The following is a 21,276-nucleotide window of genomic DNA, read 5'->3' on the forward strand; positions in this document are numbered from 1 at the left end:
CAGCGCGGTGGTGCCAGCGACCGAAGGGCTTCCGCGTCGGACGCGCCGCTTTGGTGCTGTCAGTTCTCAGGCCTGATGCCTGCTCGCTGAATTGCGCACCGGCGTTCCTCGATGCAGTCCCATAGGCTGCGGATGTGAACCGCCCTCGCCGCTACGGTCCTGCTGCCGGTGTCGTGCTTGTGGGCGCAGGCCTGATTCTGGCGACCATCGCCTGGAGGTGGGGTCACCTCACCTACGGAATCGGCGTCACCGCCGTGGTGGTCGGTGTCGTCTGGGTCATCGCACTGCTGACGCGTGGCACCGCGTGGAGGATCGTGCTGAGTGCAGCGGCGGTCCTCGTCATCGTCGCAAGCGCTGTCGCAGCCGTCACCGGCTTCCCACAGTCGCCGCCACGCTGGAACATCCCCAGCGGTGCACAGCTGCCGAACGAATGGTCAGCCCGGGCGGGCGATCTGATCATCATGGGCGGAACCGCCCGGGCCATTGAGACCGGGAAGATTGCCTGGGCGCACGCAGGACCTGATGCGACGCCGATGCTCGTCGATGACGGTCTGGTCGTCATCGACATGGGTGACAGCTCGATTGGCGTCGATCCATCAACGGGTCGTGAGATCTGGCGATCAACGGTGACCGGCCGTGGCATCGTGCATGACGGGAAGACTCTGGTCGTCGCGGACACCCGGGACGGAACCGAGGCCGTGGCCCTCAACCTCGCCACGGGAGCGACACTCTGGCGGCAGAACGGCCGGCCTGTGATGGAGTGCGACTACGGCCCCACCGACCGCTTCTCGCCGGCACGTGAGCAGTCGTACGTGCTTCTCGTTCGGAATGAAGGGCGCAAAGGGGGCGCTGAGCTGCTCGGCCTGACCGAGGGGCGCACGACCGTCGGCGACGTGGACTGCTCCGTGATGGCTCGGATCGTCGGTGACGTGCTGCTGCAGGCGGACGGTAGGACGCTCGCCGGACGCTCGCCAACCGACGGTCAGCGTTTGTGGTCGACGCCGGCAGAGCAACCCTGGGATGTCTACGGCAGCGGCTCGATGGTCTTCACTCCTACTGCCGATCGCCGCGATCTCATCGGTATCGACGTCACGACAGGGCGGAGCAGCCGGCTCGCACCTCCTCCAGGCACGCGGAAGGTGCAGCTGGCCAGCGCCGAGCAACGGACACCCGAAGTGTGGGCACTGCTCGAGCGCGCCTCTGGAGCCTTGCTGTGGAATCCCGGAACCGGTCAGATCGCCGAGATCCCCGACGCCGTCACGATCCGTGTCGAAGGCGTCGACGTGTCCTCCGGCTGGATACGACTCGAGGGCACGACGCGCGACCTCACCGGCGCGAAGACCGACCAGTGTTGGGCATTCTCCCCGGAGGGACGGCTGTCCGACCCGTTCCCAGGCCGGAATTGCTTGGTCGACGACGGGCTACTCAAGATCCAGGATGACGTGCACCCCATCCTCTAGATCCTCCAGAGGGAGCTCGCGGCGGCCATCGTCCCAGCAACGGCCTTCCAATTTCCGGGGAGGATCAGGAGCGGGGCCTTGCGTTGCGCAGCCTGATGCCACTGAAGCCGACCGAGCTGTTGGTCACTACGTCCCAGAAGGACCAGAGGTTGTTCAGCACGCGAAGCTGGATGCCCGCCTCGGCGTGACACCGCAGCAGATCGCCCACCGGCTCGGGAGGACCGAGGGGTGTGACGGGCTCGATTGCCACGAGCGCGTGTGGTTCGGGAGTGCCGAAGAGTTGGAAGCGATCAGCTGGTAGCCGGTACACGAACAGTCGCACCCTCTGCATCGCCTCCAGCCAGCCGTACTCGATCGCATGGACTCGCTCGCCGCAGCCCGCTCCGACGACGCGATCACGATCCGCCCGAGAGGTGGTCGGCAGCACCCAGGCCATCGCCCGGGGGCACTGGCGCGGGAACCAGTAATCGGGAGCCCGATCCTGGTCGACGGCCCACACGTATGCGTCCGGTTGCTGAGCTGTCGCGGCGACATGCGGAACGAACCGCGTGATCGTCGGGTCTTCCGAGAAATGCAGCACCTGCCCAGGCTCTGGTCGCATTTGGTCGTTCCTACCTGGGAGAGGTGCTCAGCTCAACTACATTCGGGCAGCCTCCGGTCGCGCTCCTAACTCAGCGGCCACCGGAATGCCGGCACTCGAACAACCGCTCTTCGACGGGGGTGCATCCCAAACGGTTGCTCCCGATCACACAGGGCGTCCGTTAGTGTCCGCTCTGGAGGTGGTCTGTGTTCACCGAAGCTTTTCCGATCGTGACGACACCTGACCTGCCACGACTGATCGGGTTCTACCGGGATGTGGTCGGCTTCGAGCTGACCTACCGGTTCCCGGACGAGGGTGTTCCGGAGTTCGTCGCACTCCGACTGGGCAACAGCGAGCTGGGCCTGGCCGCCAATCCGGAGGCCGGCGGGCCGGCCGAGTCGCACCGCTGGGAACTGTGCGTCTACGCCGACGACTGCGACGCCGCCGTGCACGCCCTGCGCTCGGGCGGTGCCACGGTCACCGAGGAACCGGTCGACCAGCCGTGGGGGGAGCGGTCCGCCAGGGTCACGGATCCCGACGGCAACCGCATGCTGGTGCTGTCCCGCCTCGCTTAGGCCTGCACAGATCTTGGACAGTTTCCGTTCAGGCGTAACGGAAACTGTCCAAGATCGCGGGTCAGCGTCGCCAGAACAGGAGATGGGTGACTCCGCTGGCGCTGGGCACCGACTCCAGGTGGAAGCGGTCGAGAAGTTCGTCGGGGCTGTCCCACAGGCGCTCACCCCGGTCGAGGTCGACGGGCGCGACGGCGATGTGCATCGTGTCGACCAGGTCGGCATCGAGGAACTCGCGGATGGTGGCGACCCCGCCGCCGAGGCGTACGTCCCGACCGTCGGCCGCCTGCTTCGCCCGCGCCAGCGCCTCGGCCGGGCTGGCGTCGAGGAAGTGGAACGTGGTGTCGGACAGCGTGAACGACGGGCGTTCGTGGTGGGTGAGCACGAAGACCGGCGTGTGGAACGGCGGGTTGTCCCCCCACCAGCCCTGCCAGTCGTGGTTCTCCCAGGGCCCGCGCTGAGGGCCGAACTTGTTGCGACCCATGATCTCCGCGCCGATGTTGCACTCGGCGTCGCGGGTCAGATAGTCGTCGAGGCCGCGACTACCGCCGGGCTCGGTGCGATACACGAAGCTGGCGGTGGCGGCCCGCCAGGAGAACAGCGGGGCGGGGTCCGCGTGGCCGAAGGGCCGTTCCAGGCTCTGCCCCTCGCCGGTGCCGAACCCGTCGCGCGACACGTTGAAGCACTGCACCCGCAGCAGTTGCGGCATGGCATCTCCTCTTGAGGTGGCGGGTCGGGTGACTCAGTTCGTGGTCGTCGTCGGGCCGCCGCCCCTGCCCCGATCGTCGAGCACGAGTGGGGCGCGACCGTTCACGTCGTACCGGATGTGGGTGACCTGCGGGGTGTGCAGGACGCGGGTCGGCGTCAGTTCGATCGCCTCCTTGTCGCCGAGGTCGAGATCCGCGTCGAACAGTCGCAGGCCGGTGCCGAGCACGACCGGTACGACGTGCAGCTCCAACTCGTCGAGCAGCCCCGCCTTGATGACCTGCCGCACCAGGCTGCCGCCTCCGGCCACGGCGACGTTCTTGCCGCCGGCCACGGCGCCCGCCTGCTCGACGGCGCTGGCCACACCATCGGTGACGTAGGTGAAGCTGGTGCCTCCGCCCCGCAGGAGAGTCTGGCGGGGGCGGTGCGTGACGACGAAGACCGGCGCGCGGAACGGCGGCTCCTCGCCCCAGGGCGCCTCACCGCCGTCGGCCATCCGGCGCCCCATCACGTACGCGCCGGCGGCCCCGAACGACTCGGCGATGACCTCGGAGTTGGTGTCCTGCTCACCACCGGCGAAGCCCTGTCGTTCACGCCACGCAGACGCCTCCGTCGCCCAGCGGGTGACCCGGAAGAACCCGGCGCTCTCCGCCGAGTCCATCCAGTTGCCGTCGCCCTCGAACCGTGGGCCGGCGTAGAAGCCGTCCACCGACACCGACAGCTGTGCGGTCACCTTGGTCATCGCGCTGGTCCTCTCCTCGGTCACACCCCGGGACGGGGTGCGGCTCGCCAAGGGGTCGGAGCCGAACGGGAGACCCCTACCCGAGAGCAGTGTGACGTGCGTCACTCGAAGGCTCGGTCAGGTACCAGGTTCCGGCGTGTTCCGGGTCGCGGGACCAGCGCATCCGGGGCAACTCCTCGGGGCGGGGCCGCCAGTCCCGGTAGGGCGCGAGGGCCACCCGCCGAGCGATCACCGCGAAGACGTAGATGCCCGGGCCCGCCAGCCAGAGCAGGGCGTCACGTCGCCGATAGGAGGCGTACGGCGCCAGCCACGCGGTCGCCGCCATCGGAAGTGCGATCGCACTGAGGTCGGCCATCGGCCCGCGACCTAACCGGGACTCGATCAGCTCGCGGAGGAGGAAGGACGGGACAACCACCGCGAGCGTCATGGTCACCGTGCGGATCGTGCGCCAGCGGCGATCCCGGCGTACGCGGGCAGCAGACGCTTCGGCGGGCATGCCCGGAGGGTACGGGCCGATCGCAACGCGGATCGACAACCGGCGGCGGTGCTGTCCCCGGCTAGGCTGGCGATCATGCGGATTGGCATCGTCATCCTGCCCGACCAGCGGTGGGCGGAGGCACAGCGTCGGTGGCGGCAGGTGGACGAGTGGGGCTTCGACCACGCCTGGACCTACGACCACCTGGGTTGGCGTGACCTGGTCGACGGCCCGTGGTTCGACTCGATGGCCACGCTGACCGCCGCCGCGACGGTGACCTCCCGGATCCGGCTGGGCACCCTGGTGGCGTCGCCGAACTTCCGGCACCCGGCGGCGTTCGCCCGGCAGATCACCACCGTGGACGACGTCTCGGACGGTCGGCTGCTGCTCGGCCTGGGCGCGGGCGGCATCGGTTTCGACTCGGCCGTGCTGGGCGGTGAGACCCTGCCGCCGCGTCAGCGGGTGGACCGGTTCGCCGAGTTCACCGAGCTGCTGGATCTCGTTCTGCGCGAGGACGGCACCACCTGGCGTGGTGAGTGGTTCGCCGCGGTGGACGCCCGCAACAACCCCGGCTGCGTGCAGCAGCCCCGGGTTCCCTTCGTGGTGGCCGCCAACGGGCCGCGATCGATGCGGCTGGTGGCCCGGTTCGGCCAGGGCTGGGTGACCACCGGCACCGATGCCGACGACGTGTCGGGCTGGTGGGACACCGTGTCGGCGCTGTCCGCGCGGATGGATCGCACGCTGGAGGAGGCCGGCCGCGATCCGGCCACTCTGGACCGTTACCTCTCGCTGGACGCGGCGCCGGTGTTCTCGCTCAGCAGCGCGCAGTTCTTCGCCGACCAGGTCGGCCGGGCCGCGGACCTGGGCTTCACCGACGTGGTGACGCACTGGCCGCGCGCCAGCAGCTGGTACGCCGGCGACGAGGCCATCCTCGCGGACGTGGCGACGCGGTTGCTGCCCGAGCTGCGCGGCTGACGTGGCCGCGTCAGGTGCCGAGGTCGCCGCTGGCCACTCCGCCCTCGCCGCCGGAGACCAGTCGCAGGCGTAGGCAGACGATCGAGGTGTCGCCGTCGACCGGGGTGCCGAGGCCCGACCAGTAGGCCGCGTGCCCGGCCCGCCACTCCTCGATCGAGCGGTCCCCCTCACCCTCGGCGCGGGCGAAGTCCCATGGCACGTCCGCGAAGCGGACCACCTCGACTCCGGTGATCTCCACGACGCCGGCCAGCGCGTCGTCGTCGTCGACCAGGGCCAGCCGTTCCCCGACCTGCTCCAGTTCCTCGCCCTCTTCCGCGTACTCGGCGAGCCGGCCGGCCGTCGCGGTCTTCACGCCGGCCAGCACGAGGGTGTTGAGGGTCGCCCGCAGCTCGCCGGGGGTGCCGAGGGCAAGGGTGCGCAGTTCACCGATCCGAGGCCACATCCTGCCGAGGCTAGGCCAGCGCGAGCCGTACCGCCGCCGCATTGCGCCGGGGCCTGCTCAGATCAGTTGACCGGCGTAGCCGGCGGCGGTGAGCAGCCGGTCGTCGCCAGTGGCCGCGTGCGCGTCGAGCACCGCGTCGGCGAGCTTGACCACGTGCTCGTCGCCGTGCCGAGCCGCCCGGGCGAAGACCTCCGCCGGGGTCACGGCGGTCACGGTCGGTGGCGCGATGCCGTCGGCTGGGGCGTACACCGAGGTCAGGGCCGCCGTCGCGGCCCAGGCCGCGGCGAGGCTCGGCGCCCACAGCGCCCGGTCCAGGGCCGGCAGGGTACGCAGCACCGCGGTCGGCGCGGTGACCGCGTGCACCAGCATGACCGGCGCGGCGTGGCCGAAGCGCAGGTAGTCCAGGCCGGCGCGGTGCACCAACGTGGTGAGCCCGCGCTTCGCCTCGTCCGGGCTCCGCGCGGGGCTCAGCGCCGCGAGCGCCGGCTCCCACCGGGGTACGCCCGGCAGTTGGCCCAACCGATCCCGGACGCCGCCGGTCTGGTCGTCGATCCGGGGCAGCCCGGCCAGCGCGGCGTCCACGTCCAGCTGCTCGCGGCCGGCCCGGTGGCCGTCGAGAACACGGTCGGTGCCGGGGACCGGCTGCCAGCGGGCCGCCCAGTAGCCGAGGGCCTGGGCCAGTTCGGTGAGCCGAGGTGGGTTCACGTCGTCCGTTTCGAGGACGCGTACGGCGTGCCCGACCCGGATCACGCCGTGGGTGGCGCCGGCGGCGATGCCCGGCAGCAGGCGGGGCCACCAGGTGCCGAGCACGTCACGCCACGGGTGGTCGCGCAGTTGCCGGTCGAAGTACGCCAGCCAGTCACCGGCCCGCTTCGGATCGCCCAGCGCCGCTCGCCAGTCGTCGATCGGGTGCAACCCCCGGGGCAGTTCGTCGAGTCGGCCGAGGTAGTCGTCGAGCCAACGGTGCACCTGTCCCTGGTGCCCGTGTCGGGCCAGTGCCTCGACGGCCATCGGTCCGTGGTTGGAGAGCCACCCCTCGTATTCGGGGCCGGTGCGATGCAGTCGTTCGTACGCCTCGTCGAGAATGCCGTCACTCATGCATCGATCGTCGGACGTGAACCGAGGTTCAGGTCAAGCGTGCAGATCGGCGGCGTCGATCAGGCCGGTGATCCGCAGGTCGGCCGCGACCTCGGGCGGGCAGTCGACGGCCACCACGGCGGTGCCCAGCACCTCGGCGCCACGCGCCGCGCAGATGTCGTAGAGGGCGTGGAGCTGCGCGCCCGTACGCACCCAGTCGTCCACCACCAGCACCCGGTCGTCGGGGCCGAGGTGCCGGTCGCGTACCGCCAGGTCGACCCGTCGTCCCCGGTAGTCCGGTGGGCTCTGCGCCCAGGTGAGCGGCCCGGCCGGCAGCCGGCCGTCGGCGGGTTTGTGTGCGGCCACGAAGCCGACCCCGAGGGCGGTGGCGGCAAGCGGTCCGAGCAGCAGCCCGGTGACCGCCGGGGCGAGCACCACCGTCGGTCGGGCGGCCCGGTACGGCGCCACCAGGGCCGGTCCCAGTTCGGCCAGGACCGTCGGGTCGCGCCACCAACCGGAGATGTCGCTGACCAGGTGACTGGTGCCCGGACCGGGGTCGATCCAATGGAACAGGGCGGCCAGGCGTTCGGTCAGCTCAGCGGGCATCCGCTCATCCTGCGCCACGGCCGGTCGACGTGCCGACACCCGGGCCGGCCGGCCCACTCCGCCTCGGATGATCGGCTACACGTACCAGTGCAAATGCGGGCATACCACTATGATCACGTTGACTTCGGAAGTGCTTCTCTCGTTACGGTCCGACCCGGTTTGTTCAGTCGACGAAAGGACCGGGCCGGTGGCAGGTAAGCACTCCCGTACCCGCATCTTCTCCTCCCCGGCGGGCATCGTGGCCACCGCGGCGGTCGGCGTCGCCCTCGCCGTCGGGGGCACGTTCGGTGCCGTGCAGCTGACCTCCGGCTCCGCTCAGTCGGGCCAGACGACTCTCGACCTCACCCCGACCACCGCCGCCAGCAGCCTCGCCCCCAGCTCCCCGGCCGCCTCCGCGTCCCCGAGTGCCAGCGTCTCCCCGAGCGCGTCCGCCAGCCCCTCGGCCACCCGGTCGCAGCAGGCCGCCTCGCGAGGCAAGGAGCGCACCGCGTCGCCGAAGCCGAAGCCGACCGCCAAGAAGACCACCGCCGCCCCGAAGGTGCTGGACAGCGGCTCGTGCGGCGCCTCGTTCTACTCCGACGGGCAGCTCACCGCCAACGGTGAGTCGTTCAACCCGAGTGCGCTGACCGCCGCACACAAGACGCTGCCGTTCAACACCAAGGTCCGGGTGACCAACCCGGCCAACGGAAAGTCGGTAGTGGTGCGGATCAACGATCGCGGCCCGTTCATCGACGGCCGCTGCCTGGACCTCTCCCGCGCCGCGTTCGCCACCATCGCCTCGGTCGACGTGGGCGCGCTCACCGTCCGCTACGAGGTACTCGGCTGAGCGGGGCAAGCGACGTCGATTCGGCCGGTCGATCGGACCGGCCGGTCAGAACCTCCTCGGACGACGGGTCAGGTTCATTCACCGTTTCACGCGGATCAGGCAAACTGTCTCTCGTACCCACGCGACTCCTTCAGCCGGTCCGTCGCCCGCTGAGCCCCGGATCCCGCGCCGGCCTCGGCGCGGCCCTCGTTCTGCTCGCGATCGTGTCGGCGGTGGAGGCGGCGGACGGGCGTTCGGCGAACTACATCGCACTGTTGGCTGGCGCACCGATCCTGGCCGCCGCACTGGCGGCCTGGCCGGTGGTGCTGGGGGTGGGTGTCGCCGCGACAGTGATCGGGGTCGCCTTCGCGCTGCTCGATCCGGAGATGTTACTGGTCACCTCGGTCAACGTGGTCTGGGTCGCGCTCGCCACCGGGCTGGCCGTGGCGGTGACGTCGGTCCGCCAGAAGCAGGCGGACCGGATCGTCGAGTTGACCAAGCTCGCCTCGGTGGCCCAGCAGGCTGTGCTGCGCCCACTCGGCCCGCAGGTCGGCACGCTCTCGGTCGCCGGTCGCTACATCTCCTCCACCGCCACGGCCGAGATCGGCGGTGACCTGTACGAGGCGATCGACACGCCCTACGGCGTACGCATGATCATCGGTGATGTGCGCGGCAAGGGCCTGGACGCGGTCCGGCTGGCGAGCATCGTCCTCGGTTCCTATCGCCACGTGGCCTACGAGCGGGCCGACCTGCGGGCCGTCGTCGCCGACCTGGACCGCGCGGTCGCCCGCAACGTGGGCGACGAGGACTTCGTCACCGCGGCACTGGTTGAGGAGCGCGGCGGCACGCTCACGATCGTCAACTGCGGACATCCGCCGCCGCTGCTGCTGCGTCGGGGCGCGGTGATCCCGCTGGAGCCGCCGGCGCCGGCCCCTCCGCTCGGGTTCATGCCGGTGGTCCGCCCCCGGGTCGAACGCCTGGAGCCCGGCGACCGGCTGCTGCTGTTCACCGACGGGCTCGGCGAGGCGCGGCGTGACGGGGAGTTCTTCCCGACCGCCGACCGGGCCTGGCGACTGCTCGGCCACGGCACGGTCGCCAACGGGCTGGCCTCACTGGAGACGGCGCTGATCGAGTGGGTCCATGGTCGTCTCGACGACGACATCGCTCTGGTCCTCATGGAGTACGTCGGTGCCCGCACCGCCGTGACCGCAGCGGTCCCGAGCTGGGAGGTCGGCGCCGCCGAGAGCTGATTCGGTCAGCGCGGCCCGGAGGTGTGTAATCGCCGTCACTTGGGTGATCCGCTTGTCGCTGGCTACCCGCGAGTAATACAGTGTGGGTTACTGATCGGTAACACCTGTCCGGAAGCGGGGCCAGCGAGCATGACCCACTACAAGAGCAACCTGCGGGACCTTGAGTTCAACCTGTTCGAGGTCTTCGGGGCGGACCAGGCGTTCGGCCAGGAGCCCTATTCGGAACTCGACGTCGACACCGCCCGCACGTTCCTCGCCGAGCTCGACCGCCTCGCCCGCGGCGATCTGGCCGCCAGCTACACGGACAGCGACCGCAACCCGCCGGTGTTTGACCCGGCCACGCACACCGCGCCGCTGCCGGCGTCGTTCAAGAAGTCGTACCAGGCGTTCATGGACTCCGAGTTCTGGCGCCTGGACCTGCCGCCGCACCTGGGCGGCACCAACGCGCCGCGCGCCCTCTGGTGGGCCCTCGCCGAACTGGTCCTCGGCTCGAACGCCCCCATCTGGATGTACGCCTCCGGCCCCTCCTTCGCGCACGTCCTGGAGGTCGAGGGCAACGAGCAGCAGAAGCGGTGGGCCAAGCTCTTCATCGACAAGCAGTGGGGCTCCACGATGGTGCTCACCGAGCCGGACGCCGGCTCGGACGTCGGTGCCGGCCGTGCCCGCGCGATCCAGCAGCCCGACGGTTCCTGGCACATCGAGGGCGTGAAGCGCTTCATCACCTCGGGTGAGCACGACCTGAGCGACAACATCGTGCACTACGTGCTGGCCCGCCCGGTCGGCGTCGAGGGCGTCGGTGGCCCCGGCACCAAGGGCCTGTCGCTCTTCGTGGTGCCGAAGTTCCACTTCGACGAGACCACCGGCGAGCTGGGTGAGCGCAACGGCGTCTACACCACGAACGTCGAGCACAAGATGGGCCTGAAGGTATCCAACACCTGCGAGCTGACCTTCGGCGAGCACGGCGTACCGGCCAAGGGCTGGCTGCTCGGCGACAAGCACGACGGCATCCGGCAGATGTTCATGATCATCGAGTACGCCCGGATGCTGGTCGGCACCAAGGCCATCGCCACCCTCTCCACCGGCTACCTCAACGCCTTGGAATACGCGAAGAGCCGGGTGCAGGGTGCCGACCTGATCCAGCAGGCCGACAAGACCGCCCCGCGGGTCACCATCACCCACCACCCGGATGTGCGTCGCTCGCTGCTGCTGCAGAAGTCGTACGCCGAGGGTCTTCGTGCCCTGGTTCTCTACACCGCCTCCTGGCAGGACAAGGTCGCCATCGCCGAGGCCGCCGGCGACGAGAAGGCCACCAAGCTGGCCAAGCGGGTCAACGACCTGCTGCTGCCGCTGGTCAAGGGCGTCGGGTCGGAGCGGGCCTACGAGATGCTCGGGCACGAGTCCCTGCAGACCTTCGGTGGTTCCGGGTTCCTCCAGGACTACCCGCTGGAGCAGTACGTCCGCGACGCGAAGATCGACACCCTGTACGAGGGCACCACCGCCATCCAGAGCCTGGACCTGATCTTCCGCAAGATCGTCCGGGACAACGGCAAGGCGCTGATGGCGGTCGCCGGCGAGATCCAGGAGTTCATCTCCTCCGAGGCGGGCAACGGCCAGCTCAAGGAGGAGCGGCAGGCGCTCGGCAAGGCGCTGGCCGAGGTGCAGAACATCCTCGGCGTGATGACCGGCTGGCTGGGCGAGGCGCAGGGTGGAGAAACCCGCGCGCTCTACAAGGTCGGGCTGAGCAGCCGGCGGTTCCTGCTGGCGATCGGCGACCTGGTTGTTGCCTGGCTGCTCCAGCGGCAGGCCGAGGTGGCGCTGAAGGCACTGACCGGCGAGGTCTCCGCCAGCGACAAGGCGTTCTACACCGGCAAGGTGGCCGCTGCCCGCTTCTTCGCCCGCGAGGTGCTGCCCCGCATCGGTGCCGACCGGCGGATCATCGAGAACACCGACCTCGACATCATGGACCTCCCGGAGGAGGCCTTCTGACCGTGCCACGGCACGGTTGACCGGTCCCGGGTCGCACCACCTGGGACCGACACCGACGGCCGGTGGGGCAGCTGCCCCACCGGCCGTTGCCGCGTCCGAGGGGTCAGCGACGCCTCTGCTTCCGGCCCCGACGTCCCAATCCGCAGCAAGGAACACCGGTCGGTCCCTCCTCGGGCCGGGTATTGGGCGAGCCTGGCCGGGTATGCCGGCGGCGTGGCGGGTAACCGTCGCGTGACCTCGAAAGGGAACGCCCAGAGCCACCGCACGGGGGAGTGCAGCGCATATGGGTGTCGGAAGCGGCATTTTTCTCATCGCGATCGGCGCGATCCTGACCTTCGCGCTGAGAGCCAACGTCTGGTGGATCGACGTACGGGCGGTCGGCTGGGTCTTCATCCTGGCCGGGCTGGCCGTACTGCTGACCACGCTCTGGTTCTGGCAGGACCGGCGCAAGCGGGCCCGGACCCTCATCGTGGAGGAGAACCGGCTCTCTCATCCGACCGCGATGATGCCGCCGCCGCCGGACCCGCCGCCACCAACCGCGCCGCCGTCCTGAGCCGGACCTGGGCGCGTACCTCTGAGCCACCCGTCGAGAAGCGGCGGGTGGCTCAGTCGCGTGCGGTGTGCCGCTCGATGATCGGAGCGCTCGACCGACCCAGTTCCGCCCAGCCAAGTGGGCCACGGTGCACCGCCAGTTCCGCGGTGCGTAACCCTTCGTCGGCCGCGCCCTCCGGGTCGAGGAGCGCGGAGAGCAGTGAGACGCCCGGATTGTGGGCGATCAGCAGCGCCGTGCGAGCCGTGGGGTCGATCGTGCGGACCAGCGCCAGCAACTCCTCGGGGTGCGCGTCGTACGCGCCGGGCTCGTAACGGACGGTCGGCCGTGGCCCGGTCGGGCCACCCTCCGGCGGCGAACCGGTCATCCCCATCGCCACCCCGTGCCAGGTCTGGCGGGTGCGTCTGGCCGTCGAGCAGATCACCACGTCGGGTAGCAACCCGTGGCGCGCCAGCCAGGCGCCGGCCGCTGCGGCGTCTGCGGTCCCGCGTGCGCTGAGAGGCCGTTCGGCGTCGTCCGCCGCGTCGCTACCCTGCTCGGCCTTCGCGTGCCGCAACAACACCAGCGTCCGGGTCTCGGGGTCGGCGTCCGTCATGCTCCCAGCTTGCCCGATTGGCGATCTCCGTGCCTGGGTAAGTCGATGGATGCCGCACCCCTACCGACGGCCGCGGCGCGTCGTACGCCAGGTTTTGAGCCGAGGAGCGAGACATGGGCATTGGTGGCAGCATCTTCTTGATCGCGCTCGGCGCGATCCTCGCATTCGCCGTGGAGGCCGACCTGGGCTGGCTGGACCTGTCCGTGGTCGGCTGGGTGCTGATGCTGGCCGGGGTCGCCGGCCTGATCACGACCCTCTACTTCTGGAACAGCCGCCGCCGCACTGTGGTCGCCGCGCCGGTGCGCGAGCAGCGCGTCGTGGCGGACCGGGTGGTGCCGGTCCAGGACGACCAGGTCGTCCAGGAATACCGCGAGGTGCGTCGGCCGGGCCGACCGGTCTGAACCTCGCTCGCGAAACTCCGGGGTCCCGCAGCGTCGCGGGGCCCCGGCTCGCGTCTCTACCCGGAGGGACCACCACCCCGGCCACCCCTGGCAAGATCCGCGCACTTTCCGGGAACCTGCTGCCTGAAAGCCCGTGGAGGCAGCAGTTTCCCCGAAGTTGCGCGGATCTTGCGGTGCGGGCGCGCCTGCGTCCTCGCCTCGGTGCTCAGGCGAACAGTGCGAAGTAGATCGCGATGTGGTGGCAGAGCGCCGCCAGCAGCGTGCAGGCGTGGAAGAACTCGTGGTGACCGAAGACGGTCGGCCACGGATTGGGCCGCCGCAAGGCGTAGAAGACAGCGCCGACGCTGTAGATCGCGCCGCCGACGACCAGCAGCACCAGTGCGGTGACGCCGCCGCCGTTCAGGATCTCCGGCAACATGGCCACCGCCACCCAGCCCAGCGCCAGGTAGAGCGGCGCGGACACCCAGCGCGGCGCGTGCGGCCAGACCACCTTGAGCGCCACGCCGGCCAGTGCGCCACCCCAGACCAGGGACAGCATCACGGTGGCCGGGCGGGGTGCGAGCAGCATCACGCAGAGCGGCGTGTACGTGCCGGCGATGAACACGAAGATCATCGAGTGGTCCATCCGGCGCATCAGCTGGTAGCCGCGCTCCGACCACACCCGACGGTGGTAGAGCGCGCTCGTGCCGAAGAGCCCACAGACCGTCAGGCTGTAGATGAGGCAGCTGACCAGGGGCGCCCAGCCGGGTCGGGTGGCGGCGATCGAGCAGAGCACGATGCCGCACACCACCGCGACGAAGAAGGCGTACGTGTGCAGCCAGCCGCGCATCCGGGGCTTACCGATGTCGACCGGCTTCAGGCGAAGCGGGGCGGAGGTGGTCACCTCCTCAGGTTACGGCACCGTAGGTTACTTGCAAGTAGTCACGGCGGTGACACCCGGCACCGTCGCCGTGAACACCGCGACCGCCGGCCATCGGCGAAGATGAGCCGATGCGGATCCGACCCGTCGGGGCGCACGCCCTGCTCCTCGACTGCACCAACCCCGACGGCGTGCCCGAGGTCGACCTGGTCGACGCATGGCGAGCCGAGCTGTGGCGGCGTCGGGAGCAGGGTGACCTGGCCGCCGCCGAGATCGTGCCGGCGGCCAGCACCGTCCTGCTCGACGGCCTGCCGGACGCGGCTGCCACGGCCGAGCAGTTGACCCGGTGGGCGCCGGCCATTGTGACCGCCGCCACCGCCCGTCGCGGCGCGGACGAGCACGACGACGGCACGGAGACCGTCGTTCCGGTCGACTTTGACGGACCCGACCTGCCGGCGGTGGCCGAGCACTGGGGCGTCGACGTGCCCGCCGTGCTGTCCCGGCTGACCGGCACCCGGTTCCGGGTCGCGTTCTGCGGCTTCGCCCCCGGCTTCCCGTACCTGACCGGGCTGCCTGCCGAGCTGGCGCTGCCCAGGCTGGCCACGCCCCGCCCCCGGGTGCCACCCGGTTCGGTCGCCCTGGCCGGCCCGTACGCCGGCATCTACCCGGGCGCGTCACCCGGCGGCTGGCAGCTGGTCGGCCGCACCGACCTGGTCCTCTTCGACGTCCACGCCGACCCGCCGGCCCGACTCGGCCCGGGCACCCCGGTCCGGATGGCCGCGGCATGACCCGCCCGCCCGCCATCGAGGTGCTCCGCGCCGGTGCGCTCACCACCGTGCAGGACCTGGGTCGGCCCGGCTGGGCGCACCTGGGGGTTCCCCGGTCCGGTGCCCTCGACCCGGCGGCCCTGCGGCTGGCCAACCGCCTGGTCGGCAACCCGGAGCACACCGCCGGCCTGGAGATCACCCTGACCGGCTGCACGGTGCGGCTGACCCGGGCCACCACGGTGGCGGTCACCGGCGCCGAGGTGACCGTCCACGCGGGCGATCGGCCCGGCGACACCGGGCGCCCGCTCACCGTGCCGGCCGGGACGGTGCTGCGGATCGGCCCAGCCCGTCGGGGCGTACGGAGTTGGCTGGCGGTGGCGGGCGGCATCGACGTGTCGCCGGTGCTCGGCAGCCGGGCCACCGACACCCTCTCCGGGCTCGGTCCGCCTCGGCTGGGCGACGGCGACCGGCTGCCGCTCGGCGAGCCGCTCGACGCACCCGCGCCGGTGGACCTGACCGTCTGCTCCGCGCCCCCACCGGAGCTGCACCTGATGCTCAGCCTCGGCCCTCGCGACGACTGGTTCACACCAGCCGCACTCGACCTGCTGTTCGGCACCGCGTACACCGTCAGCCCGGTGAGCAACCGGGTCGGCGCGCGACTCGCCGGCGCGCCGCTGCCCCGCGCGGTCGCCGGCGAGCTGCCCAGCGAGGGCATCGTGCTCGGCGCGGTGCAGGTGCCGGCCGACGGACAACCCCTGATCTTCCTGGCCGACCACCCGACCACCGGCGGATACCCCGTCATCGGGGTGGTCACCGACGTGACCCCGCTCGCGCAGGCCCGCCCAGGGACTACCGTCAGATTCCATGGACCTCAACGCTGACCTGGGCGAGGGCTTCGGCATCTGGCGACTCGGCGACGACGAGGCGCTGCTGGGCCTCGTCACCTCCGCCAACGTCGCCTGCGGCTTCCACGGCGGCGACCCGTCCACCATGCGGCGGGTCTGCGAGGGCGCCGCACGGCGCGGGGTCGCGGTGGGCGCGCAGGTCGGCTACCGGGACCTGGCCGGCTTCGGTCGACGGCACATCGCGTACGACTTCGCCGAGCTGCGCGACGAGGTGACCTACCAGCTCGGGGCGCTGAACGCGTTCTGCCGGCTGTTCGGCACCCGGGTCCGTTACCTCAAGCCGCACGGCGCGCTCTACCACGCGGCGAGCACCGACGAGTCCCAGGCGGCGGCGGTGGTCGCGGCGGTCACCGGGTACGACCCCGAGCTGCCCGTGCTCTGCCTACCCGGCTCGACGCTCGCTCAGCTCGCCGTCGGCGCGGGCCTGCCGGTCGTCGCCGAGGCCTTCGCCGACCGTGCCTACCTGCCCAACGGGGCGTTGATGCCGCGCGGCACCCCCGGCGCGGTGATCACCGACCCGGAGCAGGTGGCCGAACGGGCGGTGCGCATGGCCGTCGAGCGGAGCGTGGTGGCGGTGGACGGCACCGTCATCCCCTGCTCGGTCGACTCGATCTGCCTGCACGGCGACACCCCGGGCGCGGTCTCCGCCGCCGAGCTGGTCCGCGCCACCCTGATCGACGCCGACATCCCGCTGGCCCCGTTCGCCTGACCGGAGGGGCCCGAAGGCCCCTCCGGAACGTCAGGCGTCCAGGCCGCGGAGCACCAGAGGCAGCCGGGTCACGGCACCGTCGACCACCCGGACCGGTACGCCCCAGTCCTGCCGGGTCAGGTGGCACGCCGCGTGTTCGACGTCCGCGTCGCAGGTCGCCGCCTGGGCGGTCACCTGCAACACCCCGGCGGTGACCTCGCCGTTGAGCACCAGCCGACGGGACAGCTCGGTGCCCGTGCCGGCACCGTCCACCAGCAGCTCCGGCGGAGACGCGGAGACCACCAACCGGGTCGACGGCCCGTACGTCTCGTCCAGCTTCTGCCCCGGCGCCGGGGTGAAGACGATGTCCAGGGTGACCTCACCGGCCGCGACGTCGGTCGGCTTGCGCTCGGTGCGGTGCCGGGGCCCGTCCACCGTGCTGGCACCCGCCGCCGACAGGGCACCCGGGGCGAGCCGGGTCAACCGGTGCGCGGCGGACTCCACCACCAGCACCTCACCGGCCGGGGTGAGCACCAGATCGCTCGGCTCCGCCAACCCGTCGGCGACAGTGGAGACCTGGTTGCTGGCCGGGTCGAAGCGGCGCACCGCGCCGTTGTACGTGTCAGCGATCAGCACCGAGCCGTCCGGCAGCGCGCACACGCCCAGCGGGTGCTGGAGCAGCGCCGTCTCCGCCGGGCCGTCCACGTGCCCGAAGTCGAACAGGCCCTGCCCGACGGCGGTGCCCAGCACGCCGTTCTCCACGTACCGGATGGCGCTGGTCTCGCTGTCGGCGACCCAGAGCCGAGTGCCGTCGGCCGAGACCGAGAGCCCCGACGGCTGCGCCATCCACGCCTCGGCCAACGGGCCGTCGCGCAGCGCCTCGACGGTGGTGCCGGCGTACATGCCCGTGGTCCGCTTGATCGGGTCGAACCACCAGAGCTGGTGGATGCCGGCCATCGCGATGATCAGCTTGTCGTCGTACCAGGCCAGGTCCCACGGGGAGGAAAGGTCGACGGCGAACGCGTCGTGGGCGTGGTCGTCGACCGAGGCGCGCCACTGCCGCCCACTGCCGGCGACTGTGACCACCTCGCCGGACTCCAGCCGTACGCCGCGCAGCAGGTGGTTGACCGTGTCGGCCACCACCAGGTCGTAGCCGGCGACCTCGGCGACATGCGTGGGCAGCAGGCACACGCCCTGCGGCTCGGAGAATGTCGCCGCGGCGGCCCGCCCGTCGGCCCGGCCCCGCTCGCCCGAGCCGATCCGGCGCACCGGCGTCTCGCCGTCCGGGGCAACCTCGACCAGGGAGTGCCGGGCCGAGTCTGAGACCAGCAGGTTGCCGTTCGGCAGCTGCACAGCCTTACCGGGGAAACGCAGCGCGGTCTCCGGCGCCGGCGGCGGGACGTACGGACCGTCGCCCCGGTGCAGGGTGCCCTTGGCCTCGTGGGTGGCGATCAGCTCGTCGATCAGCCGGGCCAGCCCTTCGGCGTGCCCCTCGCCGGCCATGGTGGCCACCACGTACCCCTCGGGGTCGATCACCGACAGGGTCGGCCAGGCCCGCGCGGCGTACTGCTGCCACATCTCCATCTCAGGATCGTCGAGCACGGGGTGGTGCACCCCGTACCGCTCGACGGCGGCGGCGAGCGCGTCGGCGTCCTTCTCGTGCTCGAACTTCGGCGAGTGCACACCGATCACGACGAGCACGTCACCGTACTTCTCCTCCAACGGGCGCAGCTCGTCGAGAACGTGCAGGCAGTTGATACAGCAGAACGTCCAGAAATCCGCCAAAACGATCTTGCCGCGAAGGTCGGCGAGCTTGAGATCGCGTCCACCGGTGTTCAGCCAACCCCGGCCGTGCAGCTCTGGAGCCCGTACTCGTGCAGTCGTTCCCATGCTGTCAGCCTGCCACGGCGAGGCTTCTCCGTATCGGTCGTCGTGACCCGGACGACAGTCAACATTTCGATCGGCGGCAGCTCAGCAGTGGCGGCAGCTCAGCAGTGCGTTGCTCGGCGTGTCGAGTTGCTCAGCTGCCAACGATCAACGGGACGAGGCAGGAAGGCCCAGGGGGTACGACGGCGGCGGGGTCACGGTCGCCCGTGAACCCCGCCGCCGGTCGAGCTACTTCGTGGCCGGTTTGAGGCAGAGCACCCGGTTGGTGCCGTCACCGGGCAGCACCACGTGCGGCTGCGTCGTGTCGGTGCACTTCTCCTTGACGTCCACCTTCGAGACGATCGTGAAAGCGTCCGCCTCGCCGCAGTCCGCCGCCGTGGCGCCACCCTGACCGGACTGCTTCACGCAGGTGCCGACCGCCGGGTCGAACGACGGACCGTCGTCGCCGCCGAACTTGCCGAGCAGCATCAGCAGGCCGAGCGGCACCGCCAGGATCAACACCGCAGCGATCAGCACCGCGGCCAGCACCCGGCCGTTGCGGACCTTCGGCGTGGGCGGCTCCGCCTTCGGCTCGTCGGCGTCCGGCTTGAACGCGTCGAACCGGCCCTGGTCCGACTGGCCGGCCTCCTGGCCCCAGGACGACGTGGGCTGCTGCGCGGGCGGGAACGACGGCGGGAAGTTTCCGCCCGGCACCGGCTCGGTTGCCGGCCCGGCACCGAAGCCCGACCCGCCGGACCCTGGCCCACCGAAGTTCGACCCTCCGAAGGCCGACGCCCCGTTCACCGCGGCGGCGCCGGAGGCAGGTGACCCGGGGCCGCCGAACTGGTCGGCCGGTCGTTCGGCACCGGCGTGCGGCCGGGTGCCGTTCATCGGCCGGTTGTTGCCGGGCGTGTCGACGAAGGACGGCACACCGGGCGGGAACGCCGGCGGCGCCGACGGGGCCTCACCGAACGCGTTCGGTGCGGGCTGCCGGTCGTCGAAGCGGGGATCGGCCGCCGACTCGCCGCCCCAACCGGGACCGGCCTGGCGCTGCGACTCGTTTGGCCACTCGGGTGCGGCCTGGCGCTGCGACTCGTTCGGCCATTCCGGTGCGGCCTGGCGGTGGGAGTCGTTCTGCCATTCCGGGGCGGCCTGCCGGTCGGCTCCCGGGTCGCCCTGGAACGCCTCCGGCTCCGGCTCGTTCTCCGGCTCGGGTCGAGCCGGGCGGCCGTACACCCGGGGTTGTGGTGTCGCCGTGCCGGTCGGCCGGATGGCCTGGTCGGTCGGTGGCATCACCCGGCTGGCCAGCGGCACCGAAGCGCTCGCAGTGGCGCGGGCGGCTGCGCCGTCCGCCGAGTCGGCCTCCGACGCCGGCACGACCGCGCGGCCCGCTCCTGACTCCGGAGAGGTACGCGGGGCAGGCACCATGGCGCCGCCGCTCGCGGGAGCGTCGCCGGCGCGGCCCCAACCGGCCGGCTCCGCTTCGTACTGCCCGGCGGCGTCCGGGGCCTCCCGCTCGGCGTACGCGGGCTGCTCGGGGATCGGGGCGAACTGGGCCTGGGGCGGCGCGTAGTCGGCCGGCGGGGCGGCGGCCAGGCTGGCGCCCGGCACACGCTGCTCCTGTGGGGGCAGCGGCACCGCGTTCGCGGGCGAGATGCCCGGCGCGGGCCCGGGCTGGTAGGCAGGTGCCTCGTCGCCCCGGTCCGCCTCCCAGCCACCGCGGGACTGGGCGGAGGCCTCCGCTTCGGCGCGTCCCCACACCTCACCGGGTGCCCACGGCTCGACCGCCGGCACACTGGGGCTGGCCTGTGCGGCGTTGTCCTGGTTGGCGGCCCAGCCGGGCACGCCGTCGTTGCTGGGCACACTGACGCTGGCACGCGCGGGCGGGCCACTCTGCTCCGGCGGATTCCACACTGCCGGCTCCGGCCGTTCGGCCGGCTGGTCCTGGGGTGCGAGCACCCAGTCGGGCTGCTGCGGACGGCTCTCGGCCCCGCCCCAGGCAGCCGGCTGCTCGGCCTGGTCCTGCCGCGCGTCGCCGCCGTCATTCCAGGCTGCGGGTTGTGCCTGCTGCTGTGCGGCCCATCCACCGGAGTGGGCCGGGTCGTCCTGGCTGGGCCAGTTCGCCGCCGGTGCCGGCACCTGGGCCGCGCCACGGGCGGCGCCGGGCTGGGCGGCCTGTCCCCACTCAGGGGCGGGCTGCTCGGTCGGTTCGGCAGGTTGGCCCCAGGCCGGCGGCGACTGCTCAGCCGGCGTCCACACCGGCTGGTCGTCGCGCGCGGCGGCGTTGCTGGCGGGCCAACCGCCGTTGCCGGCCGCGTCGTCCTGCTGAGCGCCGCCGGACCAACCACCGGCCTGCGGCATCTCGGGCTGCTGCGACTCGGCGCCGTGCCAGTCACCGGCGGGCGGGTTGGGTTGCTGCGCCCCACCCCAGCCTCCGGCTCGGGCCGGGTCTTCCTGGGCAGGCCAGGCAGCGGTGGCCGGAGGCACCTGCGCGGCGCCTCGCGCGGCCGGCTGGGCCTGCACCCACTCGGGCTGCTCAGCGGCGTTCGGAGTCCAGTTTGGTGCGGGTGCGCTCTGCTCGGCCGGCGTCCAGCCCTGCTGCTGCGCCGCCCAGGGGGCAGGCTGCGCGGGGGCCGGCGTGCCGTCGTTGCCGGGCCAGGTGCCGGGCTGCTGCGGCGGCTCGCTCGTGCCGCCGGCCGCCCAGGCAGGCTGCGCCGGATCGCTGGGCTGCGGGGCAGCGGCGGCACCCCAGGCAGGGGCCGGTGGCTGCTCGGACTGGGTCGCCCATGCTGGCGTCGACGGGTTGGGCCGCGTCGGCGGCGGGGGCGCCCAGCCCAGGTCGGGGCCGGCGGCGTTGTGGCTGTTGTCCGGCTGCGCCGGGCGGTCGCCGTACGGCGCCGGTCCGCCGGCGCCCGGTGACACCTCGTCCGGCTCTTGGCCGGGGCGGTGCGGGCCCTCGGACGTCATGGG

General features: G+C 71.8%; 22 protein-coding genes. 11 read left to right on the forward strand and 11 right to left on the reverse strand.

From position 1 onward, the window contains the following. The first annotated feature begins 134 nt into the window (after positions 1 to 134). The gene (locus tag CLT68_RS06980; protein ID WP_143743139.1) at positions 135 to 1,460 is read left to right on the forward strand and encodes an outer membrane protein assembly factor BamB family protein; all 1,326 of its coding nucleotides are present in this window, start codon (positions 135 to 137) and stop codon (positions 1,458 to 1,460) included. Between the two features lie 64 nt (positions 1,461 to 1,524). Here CLT68_RS06980 and CLT68_RS06985 read toward each other — a convergent pair whose 3' ends face one another. Then, complete coding sequence (locus CLT68_RS06985; protein WP_486482095.1) at positions 1,525 to 2,040, reverse strand: DUF6886 family protein; 516 nt, start codon at positions 2,038 to 2,040, stop codon at positions 1,525 to 1,527. Positions 2,041 to 2,270: 230 nt separating this feature from the next. Between CLT68_RS06985 and CLT68_RS06990 the strand changes: the two genes are divergently transcribed. After that, on the forward strand, positions 2,271 to 2,615 hold the full coding sequence (locus CLT68_RS06990; RefSeq protein ID WP_231927181.1) for a VOC family protein: 345 nt from the start codon (positions 2,271 to 2,273) through the stop codon (positions 2,613 to 2,615). Between the two features lie 61 nt (positions 2,616 to 2,676). Here the strand turns inward: CLT68_RS06990 and CLT68_RS06995 are convergent, their stop codons facing one another. From CLT68_RS06995 to CLT68_RS07005, 3 genes are all read right to left on the reverse strand, one after another. Continuing rightward, complete coding sequence (locus tag CLT68_RS06995; RefSeq protein WP_099849599.1) at positions 2,677 to 3,321, reverse strand: dihydrofolate reductase family protein; 645 nt, start codon at positions 3,319 to 3,321, stop codon at positions 2,677 to 2,679. Between the two features lie 33 nt (positions 3,322 to 3,354). Then, positions 3,355 to 4,059: a dihydrofolate reductase family protein gene (locus CLT68_RS07000; protein WP_099849601.1), complete on the reverse strand. Its 705-nt coding sequence runs from the start codon at positions 4,057 to 4,059 to the stop codon at positions 3,355 to 3,357. 76 nt (positions 4,060 to 4,135) lie between these two features. After that, positions 4,136 to 4,555 carry a hypothetical protein gene (locus CLT68_RS07005; protein WP_143743140.1) on the reverse strand — a complete coding sequence of 140 codons (420 nt, stop codon included), beginning with the start codon at positions 4,553 to 4,555 and terminating at the stop codon, positions 4,136 to 4,138. Positions 4,556 to 4,630: 75 nt separating this feature from the next. Between CLT68_RS07005 and CLT68_RS07010 the strand changes: the two genes are divergently transcribed. After that, entirely contained in the window at positions 4,631 to 5,509 is an 879-nt protein-coding gene (locus CLT68_RS07010; RefSeq protein WP_099849604.1) for an LLM class flavin-dependent oxidoreductase, read from the forward strand. Between the two features lie 10 nt (positions 5,510 to 5,519). Here the strand turns inward: CLT68_RS07010 and CLT68_RS07015 are convergent, their stop codons facing one another. The 3 genes from CLT68_RS07015 to CLT68_RS07025 are packed head-to-tail and all read right to left on the reverse strand — an operon-like array spanning position 5,520 to position 7,634. Continuing rightward, a complete protein-coding gene (locus CLT68_RS07015) occupies positions 5,520 to 5,951 on the reverse strand; it encodes an ASCH domain-containing protein (protein ID WP_099849606.1) in 432 nt (143 codons plus the stop codon). A 57-nt stretch (positions 5,952 to 6,008) separates the two neighbouring features. After that, positions 6,009 to 7,049, reverse strand: a complete 1,041-nt coding sequence (locus CLT68_RS07020) for a questin oxidase family protein (protein WP_099849608.1) — start codon at positions 7,047 to 7,049, stop codon at positions 6,009 to 6,011. A 33-nt stretch (positions 7,050 to 7,082) separates the two neighbouring features. Next, positions 7,083 to 7,634 (reverse strand): phosphoribosyltransferase family protein, encoded by a 552-nt coding sequence (locus CLT68_RS07025; RefSeq protein ID WP_099856868.1) that lies wholly within the window; start codon positions 7,632 to 7,634, stop codon positions 7,083 to 7,085. Between the two features lie 187 nt (positions 7,635 to 7,821). Here CLT68_RS07025 and CLT68_RS07030 point away from each other — a divergent pair, with 187 nt between their 5' ends. The 4 genes from CLT68_RS07030 to CLT68_RS07045 all read left to right on the forward strand — a co-directional run bounded on the left by CLT68_RS07030 (position 7,822) and on the right by CLT68_RS07045 (position 12,228). Next, entirely contained in the window at positions 7,822 to 8,460 is a 639-nt protein-coding gene (locus CLT68_RS07030; RefSeq protein WP_172862136.1) for a septal ring lytic transglycosylase RlpA family protein, read from the forward strand. 104 nt (positions 8,461 to 8,564) lie between these two features. Next, positions 8,565 to 9,689, forward strand: coding sequence for a PP2C family protein-serine/threonine phosphatase (locus CLT68_RS07035; protein ID WP_099849610.1), 1,125 nt, complete (start codon positions 8,565 to 8,567; stop codon positions 9,687 to 9,689). Between the two features lie 129 nt (positions 9,690 to 9,818). Then, positions 9,819 to 11,675 carry an acyl-CoA dehydrogenase gene (locus CLT68_RS07040; protein WP_099849612.1) on the forward strand — a complete coding sequence of 619 codons (1,857 nt, stop codon included), beginning with the start codon at positions 9,819 to 9,821 and terminating at the stop codon, positions 11,673 to 11,675. Between the two features lie 283 nt (positions 11,676 to 11,958). After that, the gene (locus CLT68_RS07045) at positions 11,959 to 12,228 is read left to right on the forward strand and encodes a DUF6458 family protein (RefSeq protein WP_030332052.1); all 270 of its coding nucleotides are present in this window, start codon (positions 11,959 to 11,961) and stop codon (positions 12,226 to 12,228) included. A gap of 52 nt (positions 12,229 to 12,280) precedes the next feature. On the opposite strand, the gene CLT68_RS07050 is transcribed toward CLT68_RS07045, so the two are convergent. Continuing rightward, positions 12,281 to 12,820 carry a histidine phosphatase family protein gene (locus CLT68_RS07050; RefSeq protein WP_099849614.1) on the reverse strand — a complete coding sequence of 180 codons (540 nt, stop codon included), beginning with the start codon at positions 12,818 to 12,820 and terminating at the stop codon, positions 12,281 to 12,283. A gap of 113 nt (positions 12,821 to 12,933) precedes the next feature. Between CLT68_RS07050 and CLT68_RS07055 the strand changes: the two genes are divergently transcribed. Beyond that, a complete protein-coding gene (locus CLT68_RS07055) occupies positions 12,934 to 13,221 on the forward strand; it encodes a DUF6458 family protein (RefSeq protein WP_088950887.1) in 288 nt (95 codons plus the stop codon). A gap of 205 nt (positions 13,222 to 13,426) precedes the next feature. On the opposite strand, the gene trhA is transcribed toward CLT68_RS07055, so the two are convergent. Further along, positions 13,427 to 14,104, reverse strand: coding sequence for a PAQR family membrane homeostasis protein TrhA (gene trhA / locus CLT68_RS07060; protein WP_088950888.1), 678 nt, complete (start codon positions 14,102 to 14,104; stop codon positions 13,427 to 13,429). Between the two features lie 107 nt (positions 14,105 to 14,211). On the opposite strand from trhA, the gene CLT68_RS07065 reads away from it, so the two are divergent. From CLT68_RS07065 to CLT68_RS07075, 3 genes are read left to right on the forward strand one after another with little or no spacing between them, the layout of a single operon-like run. Then, positions 14,212 to 14,868, forward strand: a complete 657-nt coding sequence (locus CLT68_RS07065; RefSeq protein WP_099849616.1) for a 5-oxoprolinase subunit B family protein — start codon at positions 14,212 to 14,214, stop codon at positions 14,866 to 14,868. Further along, complete coding sequence (locus tag CLT68_RS07070) at positions 14,865 to 15,728, forward strand: 5-oxoprolinase subunit C family protein (protein ID WP_099849618.1); 864 nt, start codon at positions 14,865 to 14,867, stop codon at positions 15,726 to 15,728. Before CLT68_RS07065 ends, CLT68_RS07070 begins: the two co-directional genes overlap by 4 nt. Continuing rightward, positions 15,712 to 16,461, forward strand: coding sequence for a LamB/YcsF family protein (locus CLT68_RS07075; RefSeq protein WP_099849620.1), 750 nt, complete (start codon positions 15,712 to 15,714; stop codon positions 16,459 to 16,461). The genes CLT68_RS07070 and CLT68_RS07075 overlap by 17 nt, the downstream gene beginning before the upstream one ends. 30 nt (positions 16,462 to 16,491) lie before the next feature. Here CLT68_RS07075 and CLT68_RS07080 read toward each other — a convergent pair whose 3' ends face one another. After that, a complete protein-coding gene (locus CLT68_RS07080; RefSeq protein WP_099849622.1) occupies positions 16,492 to 18,330 on the reverse strand; it encodes an NHL domain-containing thioredoxin family protein in 1,839 nt (612 codons plus the stop codon). 225 nt (positions 18,331 to 18,555) lie between these two features. Further along, positions 18,556 to 21,273 (reverse strand): LppU/SCO3897 family protein, encoded by a 2,718-nt coding sequence (locus tag CLT68_RS07085; RefSeq protein WP_099849624.1) that lies wholly within the window; start codon positions 21,271 to 21,273, stop codon positions 18,556 to 18,558. Positions 21,274 to 21,276: the final 3 nt, after the last annotated feature.

The sequence above is a fragment of the Micromonospora sp. CNZ299 genome (assembly GCF_002754415.1).

Excerpts from the sequence above, each read along its gene's own strand:
- CLT68_RS07075 (WP_099849620.1), top strand. The coding sequence starts at position 15,712 with ATGGACCTCAACGCTGACCTGGGCGAGGGCTTCGGCATCTGGCGACTC.
- CLT68_RS07025 (WP_099856868.1), bottom strand. The coding sequence starts at position 7,634 with ATGCCCGCTGAGCTGACCGAACGCCTGGCCGCCCTGTTCCATTGGATC.
- CLT68_RS07040 (WP_099849612.1), top strand. The coding sequence starts at position 9,819 with ATGACCCACTACAAGAGCAACCTGCGGGACCTTGAGTTCAACCTGTTC.
- CLT68_RS07055 (WP_088950887.1), top strand. The coding sequence starts at position 12,934 with ATGGGCATTGGTGGCAGCATCTTCTTGATCGCGCTCGGCGCGATCCTC.
- CLT68_RS07010 (WP_099849604.1), top strand. The coding sequence starts at position 4,631 with ATGCGGATTGGCATCGTCATCCTGCCCGACCAGCGGTGGGCGGAGGCA.
- CLT68_RS07065 (WP_099849616.1), top strand. The coding sequence starts at position 14,212 with ATGCGGATCCGACCCGTCGGGGCGCACGCCCTGCTCCTCGACTGCACC.
- CLT68_RS06995 (WP_099849599.1), bottom strand. The coding sequence starts at position 3,321 with ATGCCGCAACTGCTGCGGGTGCAGTGCTTCAACGTGTCGCGCGACGGG.
- CLT68_RS07005 (WP_143743140.1), bottom strand. The coding sequence starts at position 4,555 with ATGCCCGCCGAAGCGTCTGCTGCCCGCGTACGCCGGGATCGCCGCTGG.
- CLT68_RS07085 (WP_099849624.1), bottom strand. The coding sequence starts at position 21,273 with ATGACGTCCGAGGGCCCGCACCGCCCCGGCCAAGAGCCGGACGAGGTG.
- CLT68_RS07000 (WP_099849601.1), bottom strand. The coding sequence starts at position 4,059 with ATGACCAAGGTGACCGCACAGCTGTCGGTGTCGGTGGACGGCTTCTAC.
- CLT68_RS07080 (WP_099849622.1), bottom strand. The coding sequence starts at position 18,330 with ATGGGAACGACTGCACGAGTACGGGCTCCAGAGCTGCACGGCCGGGGT.
- CLT68_RS07015 (WP_099849606.1), bottom strand. The coding sequence starts at position 5,951 with ATGTGGCCTCGGATCGGTGAACTGCGCACCCTTGCCCTCGGCACCCCC.
- CLT68_RS07045 (WP_030332052.1), top strand. The coding sequence starts at position 11,959 with ATGGGTGTCGGAAGCGGCATTTTTCTCATCGCGATCGGCGCGATCCTG.
- CLT68_RS07070 (WP_099849618.1), top strand. The coding sequence starts at position 14,865 with ATGACCCGCCCGCCCGCCATCGAGGTGCTCCGCGCCGGTGCGCTCACC.
- CLT68_RS07050 (WP_099849614.1), bottom strand. The coding sequence starts at position 12,820 with ATGACGGACGCCGACCCCGAGACCCGGACGCTGGTGTTGTTGCGGCAC.
- CLT68_RS07020 (WP_099849608.1), bottom strand. The coding sequence starts at position 7,049 with ATGAGTGACGGCATTCTCGACGAGGCGTACGAACGACTGCATCGCACC.